The following is an 18,609-nucleotide window of genomic DNA, read 5'->3' on the forward strand; positions in this document are numbered from 1 at the left end:
ATGACAAAAACCCCTTCCGCACCGTCGGCGAAAGGCCTCGACTGGGACGAAATCCACCGGCGGCTTGAAGCGGCCCGCGAGGCCCTCAGCCAGGAAGTCACTCCCGAGGAGGAGAAACGTATCCTGAAGGCACGGGCGGCCGCCCTTGCCCAAGACTCCCTCCACGAGGAGACAGCCGAAGGACACCTCGAAATCCTGGAATTTCTCCTGGCCTACGAACGGTACGGCATCGAGATGTCCTGGGTGCGGGAAACCTGCCCGTTGAAGGATCTCACCCCCCTCCCCTGCACGCCAACCTTCGTCCTCGGCCTCATCAACGTGCGGGGGGAGATCGTTTCCGTCATCGACCTGAAGAAATTTTTCGACCTTCCGGAAAAGGGGTTGACGGACCTCAACAAGGTGGTCATCGTGCATGACGATGAAATGACCTTCGGCATCCTGGCGGACGAAATCCTCGGCGTGCGGCTGATCCCCGGCGACGCGATCCAGCCCTCCCTCCCCACCCTCACCGGCATCCGGGACGAGTACCTGAAGGGAATCACCGGAGAGCGGACCGTAATCCTGGACGGGAACAGGATCCTCAACGACAGGCGCATCATCGTGGACGACGAAGAGTGACAGACCATACCGTATTGAATCAATAAATCTACGCGCAAAGAGAAAGGAAGAACGGGAACATGATCATGGACATGCGAATCCGGACACGGCTGCTTGTGAGTTTCGCGATCGTCTTGGCGCTCCTGGTGGGAGTCGGGGGATATTCCCTGAACCGGATGAACCTCCTGGCGGACCTCACCAACGATCTGTACGAACACCCTTTCACCGTCAGGAAGTCGATCCGCGACGCCTATCTCAACCTGATGCAGATGAACCGCTCCCTGAACAGGATGGTAACTGCGCCGGACAACGTGACAATCAGCGCCGACCTGCAGACGGTCAACGAGTCGGAAAAAGAGTTCATGAAGAACATGGGGATGGTCAGGGAGCGTTTTCTCGGAAAGCAGGGCGACGTGGACGACGTCATCAAGGCCTATGAAGAGTGGAAGCCGCTCCGCGACCGGGTTATCGCCCTGGTGGTCGCCAACCAGAAGGGGAAGGCAAAGGAAATGCTCACCGGCGTCGATGCGAAGCTCTTCACCGCTCTGGACAAGGAGTCGAGTGACATCCTCACCTTTGCCGACCGCAAGGCGGCCGAGTTTTTCCAAGGCGCACAGAATACGGCCAGGATGTCGCTTATCCTTACCACCCTCGCTATCGTCGCTGCCGCCGGCATCATCGTTCTGGTTGCCGTTACCCTTACCCGCAGCATCATCCGTCCCCTCGACACGGCAATGGGAGTGGCGGCGCGGGTGGCCGACGGCGACCTGACCGTGACGGTTCCCCCCTCCAGAGGCCAGGACGAGGTGAACCTCCTCCTCCAGACGTTCGGCAGGATGGTGGAAAATCTCCGTCGGCAGACCATGGATATCCAAGAAGGGGTAAACGTCCTTGCGGCCTCGGCGGGAGAGATCCTGGCCTCCACCACCCAGGTTGCCTCCAGCGCCGCCGAGACGGCGAGTGCCCTGAACGAAACGACCGCCACCGTCGAAGAGGTGAAGCAGACGACGCAACTGGCCGCCCAGAAAGCCCGGAATGTGGCCGAAACAGCCCAGCGGTCGCTGCAGGTATCCCAGGGAGGAAGAAAAGCGGTGGAGGACTCCGTCGAGGGGATGAACCGCATCCGGGAGCAGATGGCGACCATCGCGGAGAGCATCGTGAACCTCAGCGAGCAGAGCCACGCCATCGGCGAGATCATCGCCACGGTCAACGACATGGCCGAGCAATCGAATCTCCTGGCCGTCAACGCCTCCATCGAGGCGGCGAAGGCGGGCGAACACGGCAAGGGGTTCGCCGTGGTGGCCCATGAAGTCAAGAGTCTGGCCGACCAGTCGAAGCAGGCGACCGCCCAGGTGCGGGCACTGCTGAACGATATCCAGAAGGGGACCAACGCGGCGGTGATGGCGACGGAGCAGGGGAGCAAGGCCGTGGAAGCCGGCGAGAAGCAGGCGGCGGAGGCGGGTGAAGCGATCCGGCTCCTGACGGAAAGCATCGCCGAATCGGCCAACGCCTCGGCCCAGATCACCGCCACCAGCCAGCAGCAGATGATCGGCATGGACCAGGTGGCCCTGGCCATGGAGAACATCAGCGAGGCGAGCACCCTGAGCGTCACCAGCACGAAACAGTCCGAGAGCTCCGCCCAGAATCTTCACGAACTGGGCCAGAAGCTGAAGCGGCTGGTGGAGCAGTTCAGACTGTAACGGATACCGTAGGGGCGAATCTTGTATTCGCCCGCTCCTTGGGCGATCACAAGGATCGCCCCTACATGGAACACCCATGGATAAAGACTTTCTGAATAAGCTCCTGGCAACCTTCACGGCCGAGACAAAGGAGCGCCTCGACGCCGTCTCCGCCGGCCTTGTAGAGCTGGAGCAGAGCACATCCCCCGAGAGGGAACTGGAACTGGTCGAGGCGCTTTTCAGGGAAACCCACAGCCTGAAGGGGGCCGCCCGTTCAGTCAATGCGGCGTCCATCGAGGCGGTGAGCCATGCTCTGGAGAGTCTCTTCTCGGCCCTGAAACACCGGTCGATCACGCCGGTGCCGGAACTGTTCGACCTGATCCACACGGCGGTCGACACGATAGGGGTGCTTCTCTCTTCCCTCGAAACCGGCCTCTCCACCGCGGAAAAGGAGCGTCTCAAGAATCTGGTTTTCCGCCTGCACCAGGCACAGCGGGGCACCCTTCTCCCTCCCAAACCCGCTCCCCCCCCGGAGCAGGAGGAACCTTCCCACGCCGGGAAAGCGACAACGCCGCAGACCGTGAGAATATCCACCGAGAAGCTCGACACCCTTCTCCACCAGACCGAAGGGATGCTGACGGCAAAGCTGGCCGCAGCCCAACGGGTAGAGGAGCTGCGGGATGAACTCCGGGAGCTGACCCTCTGGGAAAAGGAGTGGAAAAAGCTGCTGCCGGCACTGCGGCCCGTGCGCAGGGAGCTTAAAACCGGAGCGAACAGTGAATTCCCTTCGGGAGGAAACGATCCGCACATCAAAAAACTCGTGGAGTTTCTTGACTGGAATCACGCGGTGGTCAAGGTGGCAAGATACCGGCTGGCCCGGCTGGTCAAGGGGGCGGAGCACGACCTCCTGCACCTGGGGGACATGGTGGAGAGCCTCCTGGGAGATGTGCGGGGGGCGCTGATGCTTCCCTTCTCGTCGCTGCTATCGCTCATTCCGAAGCTCGTCCGCGACCTTTCCCGGGACCGGGGCAAGGAGGTTGAGCTGGTCATGGAGGGAGAAGCCATCGAGATCGACCGGCGGGTCCTGGAGGAGCTAAAGGACCCCCTCGTTCACCTGGTGCGCAACTGCGTCGACCACGGCATTGAACGGCCCGCCGAACGGGAGCGGCAGGGCAAGCCCCGCCGCGGGAGGGTTAGCGTCACCGTCACCCTGGCGGAGAGCAACCGGGTGGAGGTCGTCATCGCCGACGACGGGGCCGGCATCGACGTCATCCGTCTGCAGGAGGCGGCCGTGAAGCTGGGCCTCGTCTCTCTGGAAGGGGCTGAACAGGCGGACGGACAGGATCCCCTCTCCCTTATCTTCGCCTCGGGAATATCCACGAGCCCCATCATTGACGACATCTCGGGGAGGGGGCTCGGCCTCGCCATCGTGCGGGAGAAGGTGGAACGGCTTGGAGGAACCATTGCCGTGGAAACCGAAGCGGGGCGCGGGACCACCTTCCGTATCACCCTCCCCCTGACCCTCTCCACCTTCAGAGGTGTGCTGGTCCAGGCGGCCGGACACCTCTTCGTGGTGCCGACCACCGACATGGAGCGCGTGGCACGGAAAGGAAGAGCCGCCATCGCCACCGTGGAAAACCGGGAGACCATCGAACTGGACGGCCGGACACTCTCCTACATCCTGCTGGGCGACGTCCTGGAGCTTCCGCGCACGGAAAGGACCGATGAAGACGGAGACCAGCTCTCCTTCTTCGTCCTCCCCACCGAGCAGGGGGGGATCGCCTTCGGCGTGGACCAGATCGTCGGCGAGCAGGAGGTGATGGTCAAGGGGCTCGGGACGCAGCTTCGCCGCGTGCGCAACATTGCCGGTGCTACAGTTCTGGGGAGTGGCAAGGTGGTGCCGATCCTGAACAGCCGCGACCTGGTGAAATCGGCGGTCAGGGTCGCCGCCGCGGGCACCGTCTTCGGCTACGCAGCGCCTGCGGAGCAATCGGCCCCCCGGTCGGTCCTGGTCGTGGAGGATTCCATCACCGCCCGGACGCTTCTGAAAAATATCCTGGAATCGGCCGGCTATGGGGTTAGAACCGCCGTGGACGGCGTCGACGCCCTGACGCTGCTCGGCACCGAGGACTTCGACCTGGTGGTCTCCGACGTGGACATGCCGCGCATGAACGGTTTCGAGCTGACCGGCAGAATCCGCGCATCCCGGCAGCTGGCCGACCTGCCGGTGGTGCTGGTGACCTCCCTCGATTCCCGCGAAGACCGGGAGCGGGGGGTCGATGCCGGGGCAAACGCCTATATCGTGAAGAGCAGTTTCGACCAGAGCAATCTGCTGGATGCAATACGGAGGCTGATTTGAGTTGGGGGGTAACGGGTTGAGATGGTGAAAGTTTTGATTGTGGACGATTCGGCGAGCGTGCGGATGTTTCTTCAGGAACTTCTCGCCGCCGACCCGGGGATTGAGGTGATCGGCACCGCCGGGGACGGTGATGAGGCAGTCGGGGCGGTGGAGAGGCTGAACCCCGACGTCATAACCATGGACATCTACATGCCGCGGATGAACGGCCTTATCGCCACCCGCCGGATCATGGAGACCCACCCGGTCCCCATCGTCGTCGTGAGCGGGGACCTGGATGCCGAAGAAGTCGCTTCGACCTTCCGCGCCCTGGAGGCGGGAGCCGTTACCGCCCTGCCGCGCCCCCAGGGGCCCGGTCATCCGGACCACGAGCGGGAAGCCAGGTCATTCGTTCAGACCGTGAAGCTGATGGCTGAAGTCAGGGTTGTGAAGCGGTGGCCGCAGCGCGACAAGCCGGGTTCCTTCCCCCCCTCGCCACGGCAGGCGATGGTTCCGGTGCGCCCCAAAGCGGTGGCCATCGGCGCCTCAACCGGCGGCCCCCTGGTCATCCAGACCATTCTTGCGGGGCTGAGTGGGGATTTCCCGGTGCCGATCCTCATCGTCCAGCACATGGCCATGGGCTTCATCAAGGGATTTGCGGAGTGGCTCAGCCTCACTTCAGCCCTGCCGGTGCATATCGCCGGCAACGGCGAGCGGCTCCTCCCCGGTCACGCCTACGTGGCGCCGGACGGATTCCACATGCTCGTGACAGATGACGGCACCACCATCGAGCTGAAGGGCACTCCCCCTGAAAACGGCCTCCGTCCCTCCGTTTCCGCCCTCTTCCGGTCTGTGACGCAGGCTTTTGGCGCACAGGCGGTCGGCGTTCTCCTCACCGGCATGGGAAGCGACGGCGCCAGGGAACTGAAGCGTCTGAAGGAGGCAGGAGCCGTCACCATCGTGCAGGACCGGGAAAGCTCCGTCATTCACGGGATGCCGGGCGAGGCCCTGAAACTTGAGGCAGCGACCCACACACTCCCACCGGATCGGATCGTGACCGCCCTTACCAACCTGGCTATGGAGAAGTGACCATGGAACCAACCGCGGGAAAAAGCACCGGGGACATCCTCATCATCGAAGACAGCCCCACCCAGTCCGCGCAGCTGCGCCACATCCTGGAAACGAACGGCTACCGTGTGATCTCGGCCGGCAACGGCAAAGAGGCCCTGGCCCTTATCCCCGGGCAAAAACCTTCACTTATCATCAGCGATATCATCATGCCGGGGCTTGACGGCTACGAGCTGTGCCGCAGAATCAAGGAGCGGGAAGATTGCAGAGACATACCCGTCATTCTGTTGACCTCCCTTTCAGACCCCCATGATGTCATCAGGGGGCTCGAATGCGGGGCAGACAACTTCATCACGAAGCCCTGCAACGAGGAGCACCTCCTCTCCCGCGTCAGACACCTGCTGGAAAACCGTAATCCATGCCAGGTTGAAGCGCGGTCGGGGCTGGAAATCCACTTTGCCGGAGAGCGCTATTGCATAACCGCAGACCGCCGGCAGATCCTCGACCTCCTTCTCTGTACCTACGAAACCGCCATCCAGAAGAACAACGAGCTGATCAGAGCACAAAACGAGCTGAACAGTCTCAACAAACAGCTCGAAACCGCAAACCGTGAACTGGAGGCATTCAACTACACGGTATCCCACGACCTCCGATCCCCCCTGACAAACATCAGCGGTTACTGCCAGGTACTGCTGGAACTCCACGCCGATACCCTTGACCTTAATTGCGTGGATTACATCCAGGAGATATTTCAGGCAACCCACCGGATGAACGATCTGATTGGCGACCTGATGGAATTTTCCCGGCTGAATCACCAGGAACTGAAACGCCAGGAAGTGAATCTCAGCGCTATCGCACGAATCATTGCAGCGGAACTGCAAACAAAGGATAAGCAGCGTCGGGTCGATTTCAAAATCGGCGAGGGAATTATCGGTAATGGGGACTCGAGGCTGCTGCACCTGGTACTGGTGAATCTGTTGGGCAACGCCTGGAAGTACACGGGCAGGAAGGAGAGCGCCGAGATCGAGTTCGGCGTCATGGAAGCGGCGGGAAAGCAGGTCTACTTCGTCCGCGACAACGGTGCCGGCTTCGACATGGCCGAGGCTCACCGCCTTTTCGGCACCTTTCAGCGGTTGCACACCAAATTAGAATTCGAAGGAACCGGAATCGGTCTTGCCACGGTGCAGCGCATCATCCAGCGACATGGAGGAACCATCTGGGGAGAGGGAGAAATTGGGAAGGGGGCCACTTTTTACTTCTCGCTCGGGCCGGAACCATAGCCCCCGGGACAGACCGGGCGGACTACTTCGTCTCCCCCTCCATTTTCTGCAGCACCTCCCAGCTCTTCAGGAGGTCCAACGCACGGACAAGCTGGAAATCCTTCTTCACATCCCCCTCGAACCCGGGCATTGCGTGCTGCGCAGGCCTTGCCTTTTTTTCGCTGTTCTCTTTCTCCTCAGTTGCGCCCTTCTCCGGAGCCGGCTTTTCCTTCCCGTTTCCCAGGTGGTTGTCCAGATCCCGCTCGTGGAAGTCCTCCCGCTTGTCCTCGGCCACGGTCTTCAATTCGCCATTCTCCACGATGACATCGGGTATGATTCCCTTGGCCTGGATGGAGCGCCCCTTGGGGGTGTAGTAGAGGGCCGTGGTGAGCTTGAGCCCGGCACCGTCCTTCATGGGGACCACAGTCTGCACCGACCCCTTGCCGAAACTGGGTGTTCCCATGATGACAGCCCGGCCATGGTCCTGGAGCGCCCCGGCCACGATCTCCGAGGCACTGGCGCTGCCGCTGTTGATCAGCACCACGATGGGGTAGCGGGGCTCCTTTTCGCCGATGGAGGCGTTGAAGCGCCGCCTGGCTAACGCCTCGCGCCCCTCGGTGTAGACAATGAGGCCATTGTCAAGCCGCTCACCCACGAAGCGGCCGGCCACAGCCACCGCCACCTCCAGGAGCCCGCCGGGATTGTTTCGCAGGTCGAGCACGAGCCCCTTGAGGGTGCCACCGTTCCCGGCCCGCAGGTTACGCAGGGCATTGGCGAAATCCTCGCCGGTCCGTTCCTGGAAATGGCTGATCCGCACATAGCCGTAACCCGCTTCCAGGGTCCGGGACTTGAGGCTCCTGGTCCGGATGATGTCCCGAACGAGAGGGAATACCCGGGGCTCCGTCTCGCCATTGCGCAGGATGGTGAGGGTCACCTTCGTCCCCCGTTCGCCGCGCATCTTCTTCACCGCCTGGACGATGGTGAGGTCACGGGTGGGAGTGCCGTCGATCTTCCAGATGTGGTCGCCCGCCTTGATGCCGGCCCGCCAGGCAGGGGTGTCCTCAATGGGGGAGACAACCGTAAGCCGCCCCTCCTTCAGGGAAATCTCGATACCGAGGCCGCCGAAGGAGCCAGCGATCTCCATCTTCATCTCGGTGAAGGGCTCGGGGGGGAGGTAGGCGCTGTGGGGGTCGAGTGCGGCGAGCATCCCGTTCACGGCCCCCTCCAGGAGCTTTTTCCGGTCCACCTTCTCCACGTAGTTCTCCTCCACCACGTGGAGCACATCGGCCAGCAGCTTAAGGGAAACAGCCCCCTCTTGGTCGGGGGTCATCGAGTAAATCCGCCACAATGCGGCGCCACCAATTGCAAGGCACGCAATCGAGGCCACCAGTCCCAGTGTGATCTTCGTTTTTGTCTGCAGCATCGGATCTCCATCCGTCGGCGTAATCGCACCTACTGTAGTGCCCCAGCCCCCTTCTTGTCAATCGGTCAAAAAAGGCTTCCTGAAGCCCCATGGTGCACAATCCGGCAATGAATCCGACTAGTTAGGCAACGACCTGATCCTTTAATGAAACCCTTGACAAATCAACGATCTGTGAGTTTCAATATACAGGAGAAAACACCAGGGCCCCATACCATGAAAAGCCGATTCTACAGACCACTCTCCATTGCATGCATCTCCCCCGCCTACTTCCCGGACATCTGTCTTTTTGTCAAAAACAACGGCAACTACATCCTGTACAAGAACCACGATAGGAAGTTCACGGAGGCGGACCGGCACCGGCTCGAACGGACCAACACCGAATTTCTCTACGTGAGAAGTGGCGACATGGATGTGGTAACCGAATACCTTGAGCAGAACCTGGACACCCTCCTGGCACGAACCGACATCGACAGCGGTGCCAAGGGGACCATCCTCTACCAGACCGCCGCCAACTACGTCACCGACGTCTTCGATGAACCGGACAAGACAGCGGATATCATCCGTTGCCGGAGCCTGATCCGTCACCTCATGAAATACGTGGCGGGGCACGAGGACGCCCTGAAAGCGCTCCAGTCCATTACTTCCCAGAACTACTACATTTTCACCCACAGCGTGCAGATGGCCGCCCTGATGATGCTGGTCCACGACCGGCTCTTCGAAATAAACCATGACGAGATGATCGATGTGGGGATCGGCTCCCTCCTCCACGACGTCGGGCTGGTCTTCCTGTCCGGCGACCTCCTTAACAAGCCCGACGCCCTCGCCGCCATCGAGTACCACAAGGTTAAGCAGCACGCCCGGAAGGGGTACGAGCACCTAAAAAGCGCCGGCACCCTGGGCGAGGTTTCGCTGACCATCGTGCGGCACCACCACGAAAAATTCGACGGCAGCGGTTACCCCTCCGGCCTCAAGGGAGACGACATCCCCCGCAGCGCCCAACTGGCAGCCCTTTGCGACACCTACTGCGCCATGACCACCGAACGCCCCAAGCACAATGCGCTCCCAAAATCGGAAGCCCTCCGGATCATGGGGGAAGAGGTGGGAAGCACCTTCAGCCCGGAGCTGTTCAAGCGATTCGAGGCCATTGTGACAGGAAGAGCGGAAGCTGCCTGACGGCAAGAAAGAGGCGGTGGCATTCCTTCGTTTCAATACCCTTTTAAAGCAAAAATCCCCGGCGCATTCCGCCAGTACCCCTTGTAGTCCATGCCGAACCCGAAGAGGTAGCGGTCCGGCGTCCTGAACCCCACGAACTCGGGGACGAGATCGGGGCGGGCCTTGCGGTCATGCTCCTTGTCCACCAGAACAGCGGTGAGCACCTCCTTCGCCTCCATGTCCCGGCACCAGTCACAGATTGCCCCCAGAGTCTCCCCCTCGTCCAGGATATCGTCAATGATGAGAACGGTCCGCCCCTTCAGCTCCTTGGTGGGCCGAACCTTCCAGTCGAGGACGGTGCCGTAGAGCTTGTGTCCGTAGCGGGTAGCGTGGAGGTACTCGGCCTCCAGGGGAAATTCCAGCTTCGGCAGGAGCTTGCCGGTGACGATGAGTCCCCCGTTCATGACGCAGAATACGATGGGGTTGGTGTCGGCCAGCCGCCCGGTGATCTCCCGCGCCATCCGCTCGATGCTCTCTTCAATCTGGGCAGCGGTAAAGAGGCAGTCGGCCTCCGCATACACCTGTTTCACTTCGTCGAGGGTAACGGACATGGGAACCTCCGGTAATTGAATTGGTGGTATTAAAAAGACTGCTCAGGAAAACAGCCGCGCAAGAATAACGTTCATGAACCCCATGATGAAGCCGAGAAGCGCTCCGAAGAGATTGATGTAGAAGAAATGCTTCTCCATGATGGAAAGAAGCAGTTCCTCCACCTTGAGGATGTCGAGGGAGTTAACCTTTTCCTCCACCATGGTGGCCACGTCAATGGCGTCGATGAGGGGGGGAACCTCCTTCTGGAGGAGTTCCTCCACCTGGCGGCAGACCGCCCCCTCCAGGTCCCGCCGGGCATCGGCGGGGATGCGGGCCGAAAGACGGCCCAAGGGGCGCTGGAAGAGCCACTCGTCCATGCGGGCGGCAACGAAGCGCTCCAGGGTATCGCGGGTTTCGGCGGTGCGGACGAGGGCCACGACACCGTCCACCAGGGAGGCCCGCAGCCTCTCGGCGCCGTCGGCCGTGGCAAGGCGATCGAAGAGGGTACGGCCGTTTCCCTCCAGCAGAAGGCGCCTCCCCTCCCGCTCCGCTACGGCCAGGAGCATCTCCGCCGTCCGGGGGCTCCGCACGAACCCGAGCACCCCCTTGCGGATCAGCTTGCGGACGGCGGCGACCCGCTGGTACGGCACCCCGTCGAGGGTTGCCGCAAGGGGACGATCCAGGAACCCGTCGAGCCGCTGCCGTGCAAACCCCGTCACCAGCCGCCGGGTCTTCTCCTCCCCGAGCCAGCGGAGGATTTCCTCCATGATGTTTTCAATGACCCCGGAAAAGAGGGAGTTTAGCTTGTCCGCGCTGAGGAGCCCCGCCATGAAGCCCAGCGCGCCTTTCAGGTTTTGCAGGTACCCCTGGAACCCCTCCCTGAGCTTCCCTTCGAGCCCCTCGCGGAACTCCGGAGTCCTCAGGAGCGCCCCCACCTGGTCGAGGAGAAGGGGTACCGCCGCCGCCAGCTGCTCCGCCAGAAACTCCGCGGCATCGGGGGGAAGGAGCTCCCGCAGGGGACGATCCGAGGAGAGGAACTCTTCAAGGGCCTCCTCCACGGCCGAGGCCACGGCCCGGCTCACGCCGCGGGACTGGAGGAGCACCGCCAGGGCCTGACCGACACCGCTGCGGAATGCCTCATAGTCCTCCCCGGCAAGGAGTCGCTCCAGCTGACGGGGAAGGACCCGCTCCTCCAGGGTGGCAATGATGGCCGCCAGCTCCCCCCGGAACCCGTCGCTCTCCACCTGGGCGAGGATGCCGACGGCCACGTCGCGGCTCACGGTCGCCGCCAGGTCGTGGAGCCACCGGTCGAGACCGACCGGGATGATGGCGCCGACCGTGCCCAGTTCCCGGTCGAGGATGCCGTCCAGCTTCTCCCCCACTGTCTCCCGCAGCTCCCGGCGGAAGGCATCGCGCCCCAGGGCCCGGGCCACATCCTCGCCGGTCACCAGGTGGGTGCCCACCATCCTGCCGATGGTGGTGGCGAACTCGTGGCGGCCGGCCGGGATCACCCCCGGCGTCAGGGGGACCCGGATGCCGAAGACGCGCCACGGCTTCAGGGGGCGGAAGAGCATCCGGATGGCGATGTCGTTGGTCACGTAGCCGATGACGGCACCCACCACCGGCGGGGTGACGTAGGGGAGTATGCTCTGGAGGGTCATAGTGGGGAAAACCTTTCAAACCATTTGAATAACACGGAGCAACGGAGCACACGGAGAAAACCTTTAAACCGAGACGCGACAAACAGGTTAAAAAATTTGCCGGTAAACAATGAATTATGTCTTTCTCCGTTGCTCCGTTGCTCCGTGTTTCAGATGCCTTTGTTGACGTTATAAATATTCACGGATTGCTGCGAATTACCTCAAGAAACGCCGCGCCATAGCGCCCCAGTTTCTGCTGCCCCACGCCGTTTACCCGCAGGAGCTCATCCAGGGTGGCCGGGCGCAGTGACGCCATCTCGACCAACGTCGCGTCGCTGAAAATGACGTAGGGGGGAACCTGCTGCTCGTCGGCCAGGCGCTTGCGGAGAACCCGCAGCGACTGGAATAGCCCCTCGTCCCCCTCGGCCAGCGACGCGGCTCCCGCTTTCCGCTTCGGCTCCTTCTTCACCGGTGCCACCTTCACCCGAGGCTTCGCCAGGACGAGACTCTCCTCCCCCCGCAGGAGGGGCCGGGCCGCCGGGGTCAGCTTCAGCACCGAATAGTTGGCCAGGTCCTGTTCCAGGTAGCCGCGGTGAATCAGCTGGCGGATGATGCTTCCCCAGGCCTCGGCGGAGCGGTCGGCGCCGATGCCGTAGGTGGAGAGGCGGTCGTGGCCCAGCTGCTGGATCCGCTCGCTCTTTGAGCCGCGCAGCACATCGATCACATGCCCCACGCCGAAGCGCTGCCCCACCCGGTAGACGCAGGAGAGGGCCTTGCGGGCATCCTCGGTGGCGTCGAAGCTCTCGGGGGGATCGAGGCAGAGGTCGCAGTTTCCGCACCCCTCGGCAAGCCGCTCGCCGAAATAGCCGAGAAGGGCCCCCCGTCGGCAGGTCCCCGCCTCGGCAAACCCCACCATGGCGTTCAGCTTGTGGAGCTCTATCCGCACCTGATCCGGGTTGTTGCCCGACTCGATGAGGGAGCGGCTCACGGCGATGTCGCCATAGCCAAAGAGGAGCAGCGCCTCGGCAGGCAGCCCGTCCCGTCCGGCCCGGCCAGTCTCCTGGTAGTAGCTCTCGATGTTCTTGGGGAGGTCGTAGTGGACCACGAACCGGACGTTGGGCTTGTCGATTCCCATGCCGAAGGCGACGGTGGCCACCACCACACGGATATCGTCCCGCAGGAACGCCTCCTGGACCCGGCTCCGCTCGCCGTCCGCCAGCCCAGCGTGGTAGGCCGCCGCCTCAATGCCGGCGTCCCGCAGCTTGCCGGCCACCTCCTCAACCCGCTTGCGGGAAAGGGCGTAGACGATGCCGGCATCCTGGGGGCGGGTCGCCAGAAACGCCATGAGCTGGTGGAACGGCTTCTGCTTCTCGACAACGGTGTACCGGATGTTGGGGCGGTCGAAGCCGGTAACGTAGACCTCAGCGTCCCGAAGCCCCAGCCGGTCGATGATGTCGTTGCGGGTCTGGACATCGGCGGTGGCGGTGAGGGCGATGACCGGCACTTCGGGGAAGAGCCCCCGCAGACGCCCCAGCCCCACGTACTCGGGGCGGAAGTCGTGCCCCCACTGGGAGACGCAGTGGGCCTCGTCGATGGCAAAAAGCGCCACGGGAATCTCCCGGAGCCTCTCCAGGAACGCCTCGGTCATGAGCCGCTCCGGCGCCACGTAGAGAAGGTCCAGCTCGCCGCCGTGGAACCGGGCCAGGACCTGCCGGGCCTCCCGCTCCCCTAGGGCCGAATTGTAGGCGGCGGCCGCAACCCCGTTCTCCCGCAAGGTGTCCACCTGATCCTTCATGAGGGAGATGAGGGGGGAGACGACGATACCGACACCGGGGCGGTGTATGGCCGGGATCTGGTAGCAGAGGGACTTCCCCCCGCCCGTCGGCATGAGGACAAATGCATCGCCGCCACCGATCAGGCGGTCGATGATCTCCTCCTGGGAAGGGCGAAAGGAGCGGTAGCCAAAGACGGTCCGGAGGGTGTGAAGGGGTGTTGTTTCGCTCACAGAGCCCTCAGCAGCCGGAACCCCAGGTAGACATACTGCCCGTCGGGGGCCCCCCGTCCCCGGGCAGAGGAGCGGATGTAGCGGGGCTTGCTCCCGAAGGAGCCCCCCCGCTGGATGCGGCGGGTATCGTCACCGCCGAGCCAGGGGGTGCCGTCGGCAGGGGCGTTGTCGTAGCTGTCGTGCCAGGTGTCGAGACACCACTCCCAGACGTTCCCCGCCGTGTCGAAGAGGCCGTAGGGATTCGCCGCGAAGGAACCGACCGGAGCCGCCTTCTTCTTGTCCCACTTGCTGCCGCACCCCTTGCAGTTGGCCCGGTTTTCCCCGGCGGTTCCCCCCCACCAGAAGGGGGTGTCCTTGCCGCCACGGGCCGCGAACTCCCACTCGGCTTCGCTGGGGAGCCGGTACGTCTGCCCCGTCTGCCCGGAAAGCCACTTCGCGTAGGCCTCGGCATCGTCCCAGCTGACGTTCATGACCGGCATCCGTCCCCGGCCCCAGTCGCGGGAAAGGGGACCGAACCAGCGCCGGCCGTCCTTGGGCTTCTCCCGGCCGGTGGCCTCGCAGAAACGGTCATACTCCTCGAAGGTCACCTCGTACTTCCCCATGGCGAAGGGGCGGGGTATGGTAACCCAGTGAATAGGCTTCTCGTCCGGGTCGCCGCCGCCGAAGATGGCCCCCATGCGGAAACGGCCGGCGGGGATGACCACCATCTCGGGGCCGGGAGAGCCGTTTTTCAGGCGATCGCGAAAGACGGCTCCGGGCTGGGGGGCCGACGACGGAGCTTTTTGTGTCGGTTTCACGGGCGCGGCCGGGGCAGGCACGGCAAAAAGGCACGCCAGGAGCGCCGCTCCCGTGGCCAGTCGGTAGGGCTTCGTCATTTCCGGTACTCCTTTGCACATCGATCGGGGGAAGATTGCAGAGACGCTGCCGAGCACATTTTACGCGGCACAGTCCAACGAGGCAACGAAATTAACCCATCGTGCGGCACACCGGTACCGCCGGGGAACGCGAGACGACAGACACCCCCTAACCATCGAGGAACACGGCACTTGCATAGCAAACTTTTTTGTATTGTTTTTTAAGCACTTGCGTGTTAAAAAGTACAAATTATCAATCAGGGGAGGCCCGTGTACCAGCCCAACGAAATCACCCGCTATTTCCAGGTTGCGCGCCGTGATCTCGCCTACCTGAAGTTCATCGTGGAAGCCCATGAAGGGCTCGCCACCCTCAGCACTGCGGACCGGGAAACCAGTACCGTCGTCATCACGTATAGCAGTTATTTCACGGAAGAAATGAATTCACTTCTTGAATCGCTCGGCACCGAAATTGCTATGCAAGAGGTGTCGGGTACGGAGATTTCCAACCATGCTTGACGGAATGAACCTCAGTGCCATCCTTCGCCGCGCCCTTGCGGGAGGCGGTGAATTCGCTGACATTTACTACGAGGAGGGTTCGAGTACCTCCATCGTCTGCGAGGACGGAAAGATCGAGAAAGTCCTTGCCGGCACCGACCGGGGGGCAGGAATCAGGGTCATCTCGGACCTGCGAACCGCCTACGCCTTCACCAACGAGGTGACCGAAGCGGCCCTCCTGGCGCTGGCCGAGACGGTAAGTAGGGCGGTAAAGGGGAAGTCCTTCGACCGCGCCATCGACATGCGGGCGAAGCTCGTGGGTTCCGGCTTTCCCATCGTGATTCCGCCAGATGACGTACCCCTTCAGGACAAGGTTGCCCTGGTGAACCGCGGCAACGTAGCTGCGCGCGGTTTCGACAAAAGAATTCGGCAGGTTACCGTCGTCTATCGCGACGGCGCCGTCAAAACCCAAATCGCCAATTCGCTTGGTGACTTCACGGAGGCCATCCGAACCGGCACCCTCTTCCTGACCCAGGTGGTCGCCGCGGAAGGAGACGTGATCCAGACCGGCTACGAGCCCATCGGCCGCTTCATGGGTCACGAGATCTTCCGGGAGCGGAGCCCCGAGGAGGTCTCCCTGGCGGCGGCCCGGCGCGCCGTGATGATGCTCGGCGCCCGCAAGGCCCCTGCCGGGCTGATGCCGGTGGTCCTCTCCTCCGAAGCGGGGGGTACCATGGTTCACGAGGCCATCGGCCACGGCCTTGAGGCCGACCTGGCCCAGAGCGGCATGTCGGTCTACACCGGCAAGGTGGGAGAGCAGGTGGCCTCGCCGCTGGTGACGGTCATCGACGACGCCACGATCCCCAATGCCCGGGGCTCCTTCTCCTTCGACGACGAGGGGACGCCGGCCCAGCGGACCGTGCTGGTGGAGAACGGCATCCTCAAGGGATACCTCTACGACCGGCTCTCCGCCCTGAAGGACGGCTGTGCCTCCACGGGCAACGGCCGGAGGGAGGGGTACCACGCAAAGCCCATCGTCCGGATGACCAACACCCTCATCGCGCCGGGGGAAACCCCACCGAAGGAGATTGTCCAGGGGGTCGAGCGGGGGCTCTTCGTCAGGAAGATGGGGGGCGGACAGGTGAACACCGTTAACGGGGATTTCGTCTTCGAGGTGTCCGAGGGATATCTCGTCGAAAATGGCGTGGTGGGCGAACCGGTCCGGGGTGCGACCCTCACCGGCAACGGCCCCGACGTGCTGAAAAAAATCGCGAAGGTGGGAAGCGACCTGGGATTCGGCATCGGCACCTGCGGCAAGGACGGCCAGGGGGTGCCGGTTTCCGACGCCCAGCCGACGCTGCTCATCGCGGAAATAACCGTAGGCGGAGCTGCCTGACCCTTACCCGGGAAAATATTGTGCCCCATGCTGACCTGACAACAATCCAGCCGGTGGAACTGCTTGAGGTCCTCAAGTCGTACCCGTTCCTCGCGCCGTACCAGCTGACCTTCTGCACCGACCACGATGGCGGAATGCCGCGCTACCGGTCTCTCTTCACCATCTGCGGTGCCATCGAGCAGAACCCCCTCTGCAGCAGGGCCTGCCAAGGGGCCGTGGAAGAGGCGGTCCAACGGGCCATTGGCGGCAACAGGGCGGTGGTCTTCCGCTGCCATGCGGGGCTCCTCAATTTCGCCGTGCCGCTTCGGGGCGGGGACATCCCCTTCACCTGCCTCATCGGCGGCGGGGTCCGGGAGAAAGACCTCGACCTGGCCCACATGGAGGCCCTCGCCCAGACAGACAATGTGGACGCCTTCGCCCTGCTGGAAGCGCTGGAGAACCTCCCCGCCGTCAGCGAGGACGAGGTGGCCGAAGTGGCCCGCAAGGTCCAGGAACTCCTCCCGACACTTCTCGGCAAAAACCTCCACAGCCTCATCTTCGAAAAAACCATGCGGCGGCTCGCCTCCATCGCCGGGGTCGCCAACGGCATCGACACGGCCCGCAGCACCGACGACGTGATGGGGCTATTGAGCGAAACCCTCGGCATCCTCTTTGACATCGGCCGGATCGCCGTCCTGGTTCCGGAAGGGAACAACAGCTTTGCCGTGAAGGGACTCTGGGGCCTGGAGCCCAACCTGGGAACCATGTCTGCGTTAAAGGCGCTGTCGCTCCTTCCCCGCAACCAGACCGCAAACCTCATCACCCTCGACGATGAGTGCCGGCTTCTCTTCCCCGGGATCGACGCCAACCAGGCGACCTGTATCCGCTTTGCGGCCGGCGGAGAACTTTTCGGCATCATGGTCCTCTTCGACACTAACTTTCCTCGCCGTGACAAACTCCTGGTACAGATCATTACCGAGAGGGTCTCATCGAAGCTCCTGCGTCTGCGGGAGGAAGAGAAACACTCTGCCGACAACGCCCAGGCCACCAAGCTTATGGCCATGTTCACCTCCCTCTCCCGGTCGGTGACCAAAGAGGAGCTCAACGAGCGGATTCTTACGATGGCGGCCGACCTGGTGGATGCCTCCTGCGGTTCCCTCATGTTCATCGACGAAAACGGCGAGACCCTCAAAATCGAGTCGGCCCTCGGCATGAACATGCAGCTGGCCCAGAGCATGGTGGTTCAGGTGGGGAGCGGCATTGCCGGCAAGGTGGCGGCCAGCGGCCATCCGCTCCTCGTGAACGACATCGAGAAGGACAAGCGGATCGGCATCCCCAACCGCCCCCGCTTCAAGACAAAATCGTTCGTGAGCATTCCGATCAAGCTCCGGGAAAGCATCGCCGGCGTCCTGAACCTGTCAGACAAACGGAACCAGGGGATCTTCACCGAGGCGGACCTGAATCTTCTCACCATCTTTGCCGACCATGCCTCCATCATGATCGAGCGGGCACTGTCCATCGAGCGGGCCGATTTCCTGGAGCAGCTTTCCATCACCGACCACCTGACCGGCCTCTACAACCGCCGCTTCCTCAAGCGTCGCATGGAGGAGGAACTGGCCCGGAGCATCCGGCAGAACCTTGCCCTCACCGTGATACTCATCGACCTGGACAACTTCAAGATCTACAACGACCTCTGCGGCCACCTGGCCGGCGACCGGGCGCTGAAGAAGACCGCCCGGATCCTCACGGAAAGCGCCCGGCAAATGGACGTGGTAACCCGGTATGGGGGCGAGGAGTTCTGCATCATCCTTCCCGGCACCTCCAAGAAGGAGTCGATCTTCGTGGCCGAGCGGATCCGGCGGGAGATCGAAGCGGAAGAGTTCCCCCACGAGGAGAACCTCCCCCAAGGGCGCCTCACTGCCAGCATCGGCGTCGCCTCCTACCCTGAGGACGGCACTACCGAAGCAGTGCTCCTCAAGGCCGCCGACGTGGCCCTCTACCGGGCAAAGTCCGAGGGGCGCAACCGGGTGGTTCTCGCCGGCGCTCCGCCCGGCGAGGAGGACCACGGCACCCGCCTCAAGACCGCGACGAATTCGCCATAAAAAAAGGCCGCCCGATGACTCGGACGGCCTTTTT

14 protein-coding genes are annotated in these 18,609 nt (G+C 62.8%); 9 read left to right on the forward strand and 5 right to left on the reverse strand.

The features are described from left to right. The 5 genes from RCH91_RS06990 to RCH91_RS07010 all read left to right on the forward strand — a co-directional run bounded on the left by RCH91_RS06990 (window position 1) and on the right by RCH91_RS07010 (window position 6,959). Entirely contained in the window at window positions 1-618 is a 618-nt protein-coding gene (locus tag RCH91_RS06990; protein WP_306533901.1) for a chemotaxis protein CheW, read from the forward strand. 65 nt (window positions 619-683) lie between these two features. Then, the gene (locus tag RCH91_RS06995) at window positions 684-2,297 is read left to right on the forward strand and encodes a methyl-accepting chemotaxis protein (RefSeq protein ID WP_306533902.1); all 1,614 of its coding nucleotides are present in this window, start codon (window positions 684-686) and stop codon (window positions 2,295-2,297) included. Window positions 2,298-2,373: 76 nt separating this feature from the next. Continuing rightward, complete coding sequence (locus RCH91_RS07000) at window positions 2,374-4,635, forward strand: response regulator (protein WP_306533903.1); 2,262 nt, start codon at window positions 2,374-2,376, stop codon at window positions 4,633-4,635. A gap of 21 nt (window positions 4,636-4,656) precedes the next feature. Continuing rightward, window positions 4,657-5,700 (forward strand): chemotaxis-specific protein-glutamate methyltransferase CheB, encoded by a 1,044-nt coding sequence (gene cheB / locus RCH91_RS07005; RefSeq protein ID WP_306533904.1) that lies wholly within the window; start codon window positions 4,657-4,659, stop codon window positions 5,698-5,700. 2 nt (window positions 5,701-5,702) lie between these two features. Continuing rightward, window positions 5,703-6,959 (forward strand): response regulator, encoded by a 1,257-nt coding sequence (locus RCH91_RS07010; RefSeq protein WP_306533905.1) that lies wholly within the window; start codon window positions 5,703-5,705, stop codon window positions 6,957-6,959. Window positions 6,960-6,981: 22 nt separating this feature from the next. Here the strand turns inward: RCH91_RS07010 and RCH91_RS07015 are convergent, their stop codons facing one another. Continuing rightward, window positions 6,982-8,361: a S41 family peptidase gene (locus tag RCH91_RS07015; RefSeq protein WP_306533906.1), complete on the reverse strand. Its 1,380-nt coding sequence runs from the start codon at window positions 8,359-8,361 to the stop codon at window positions 6,982-6,984. A gap of 213 nt (window positions 8,362-8,574) precedes the next feature. Here RCH91_RS07015 and RCH91_RS07020 point away from each other — a divergent pair, with 213 nt between their 5' ends. Beyond that, entirely contained in the window at window positions 8,575-9,534 is a 960-nt protein-coding gene (locus tag RCH91_RS07020; RefSeq protein ID WP_306533907.1) for an HD-GYP domain-containing protein, read from the forward strand. 32 nt (window positions 9,535-9,566) lie between these two features. Here the strand turns inward: RCH91_RS07020 and RCH91_RS07025 are convergent, their stop codons facing one another. The 4 genes from RCH91_RS07025 to RCH91_RS07040 form a co-directional block, all read right to left on the reverse strand. After that, window positions 9,567-10,124 (reverse strand): hypoxanthine-guanine phosphoribosyltransferase, encoded by a 558-nt coding sequence (locus RCH91_RS07025; protein WP_306533908.1) that lies wholly within the window; start codon window positions 10,122-10,124, stop codon window positions 9,567-9,569. 42 nt (window positions 10,125-10,166) lie between these two features. After that, window positions 10,167-11,765 (reverse strand): DUF445 family protein, encoded by a 1,599-nt coding sequence (locus tag RCH91_RS07030; protein WP_306533909.1) that lies wholly within the window; start codon window positions 11,763-11,765, stop codon window positions 10,167-10,169. 178 nt (window positions 11,766-11,943) lie between these two features. Then, complete coding sequence (gene recQ / locus RCH91_RS07035; protein WP_306533910.1) at window positions 11,944-13,749, reverse strand: DNA helicase RecQ; 1,806 nt, start codon at window positions 13,747-13,749, stop codon at window positions 11,944-11,946. Next, window positions 13,746-14,624, reverse strand: a complete 879-nt coding sequence (locus tag RCH91_RS07040) for a formylglycine-generating enzyme family protein (protein WP_306533911.1) — start codon at window positions 14,622-14,624, stop codon at window positions 13,746-13,748. The genes recQ and RCH91_RS07040 overlap by 4 nt, the downstream gene beginning before the upstream one ends. A gap of 249 nt (window positions 14,625-14,873) precedes the next feature. Here RCH91_RS07040 and RCH91_RS07045 point away from each other — a divergent pair, with 249 nt between their 5' ends. Genes RCH91_RS07045 through RCH91_RS07055 form a run of 3 tightly spaced genes read left to right on the forward strand, consistent with a single transcriptional unit; the run spans window position 14,874 to window position 18,575 of the window. After that, window positions 14,874-15,119 carry a DUF4911 domain-containing protein gene (locus RCH91_RS07045; RefSeq protein WP_306533912.1) on the forward strand — a complete coding sequence of 82 codons (246 nt, stop codon included), beginning with the start codon at window positions 14,874-14,876 and terminating at the stop codon, window positions 15,117-15,119. Beyond that, complete coding sequence (locus RCH91_RS07050) at window positions 15,112-16,494, forward strand: TldD/PmbA family protein (protein WP_306533913.1); 1,383 nt, start codon at window positions 15,112-15,114, stop codon at window positions 16,492-16,494. The genes RCH91_RS07045 and RCH91_RS07050 overlap by 8 nt, the downstream gene beginning before the upstream one ends. A gap of 20 nt (window positions 16,495-16,514) precedes the next feature. Continuing rightward, window positions 16,515-18,575, forward strand: a complete 2,061-nt coding sequence (locus RCH91_RS07055; RefSeq protein ID WP_306533914.1) for a diguanylate cyclase — start codon at window positions 16,515-16,517, stop codon at window positions 18,573-18,575. The last annotated feature ends 34 nt before the right edge of the window (window positions 18,576-18,609 follow it).

This window comes from Geobacter sp. (assembly GCF_030834625.1).
GTDB lineage: Bacteria > Desulfobacterota > Desulfuromonadia > Geobacterales > Geobacteraceae > Geobacter.

Excerpts from the sequence above, each read along its gene's own strand:
- RCH91_RS06990 (WP_306533901.1), top strand. The coding sequence starts at position 1 with ATGACAAAAACCCCTTCCGCACCGTCGGCGAAAGGCCTCGACTGGGAC.
- RCH91_RS06995 (WP_306533902.1), top strand. The coding sequence starts at position 684 with ATGGACATGCGAATCCGGACACGGCTGCTTGTGAGTTTCGCGATCGTC.
- RCH91_RS07000 (WP_306533903.1), top strand. The coding sequence starts at position 2,374 with ATGGATAAAGACTTTCTGAATAAGCTCCTGGCAACCTTCACGGCCGAG.
- cheB (WP_306533904.1), top strand. The coding sequence starts at position 4,657 with ATGGTGAAAGTTTTGATTGTGGACGATTCGGCGAGCGTGCGGATGTTT.
- RCH91_RS07010 (WP_306533905.1), top strand. The coding sequence starts at position 5,703 with ATGGAACCAACCGCGGGAAAAAGCACCGGGGACATCCTCATCATCGAA.
- RCH91_RS07015 (WP_306533906.1), bottom strand. The coding sequence starts at position 8,361 with ATGCTGCAGACAAAAACGAAGATCACACTGGGACTGGTGGCCTCGATT.
- RCH91_RS07020 (WP_306533907.1), top strand. The coding sequence starts at position 8,575 with ATGAAAAGCCGATTCTACAGACCACTCTCCATTGCATGCATCTCCCCC.
- RCH91_RS07025 (WP_306533908.1), bottom strand. The coding sequence starts at position 10,124 with ATGTCCGTTACCCTCGACGAAGTGAAACAGGTGTATGCGGAGGCCGAC.
- RCH91_RS07030 (WP_306533909.1), bottom strand. The coding sequence starts at position 11,765 with ATGACCCTCCAGAGCATACTCCCCTACGTCACCCCGCCGGTGGTGGGT.
- RCH91_RS07040 (WP_306533911.1), bottom strand. The coding sequence starts at position 14,624 with ATGACGAAGCCCTACCGACTGGCCACGGGAGCGGCGCTCCTGGCGTGC.
- RCH91_RS07050 (WP_306533913.1), top strand. The coding sequence starts at position 15,112 with ATGCTTGACGGAATGAACCTCAGTGCCATCCTTCGCCGCGCCCTTGCG.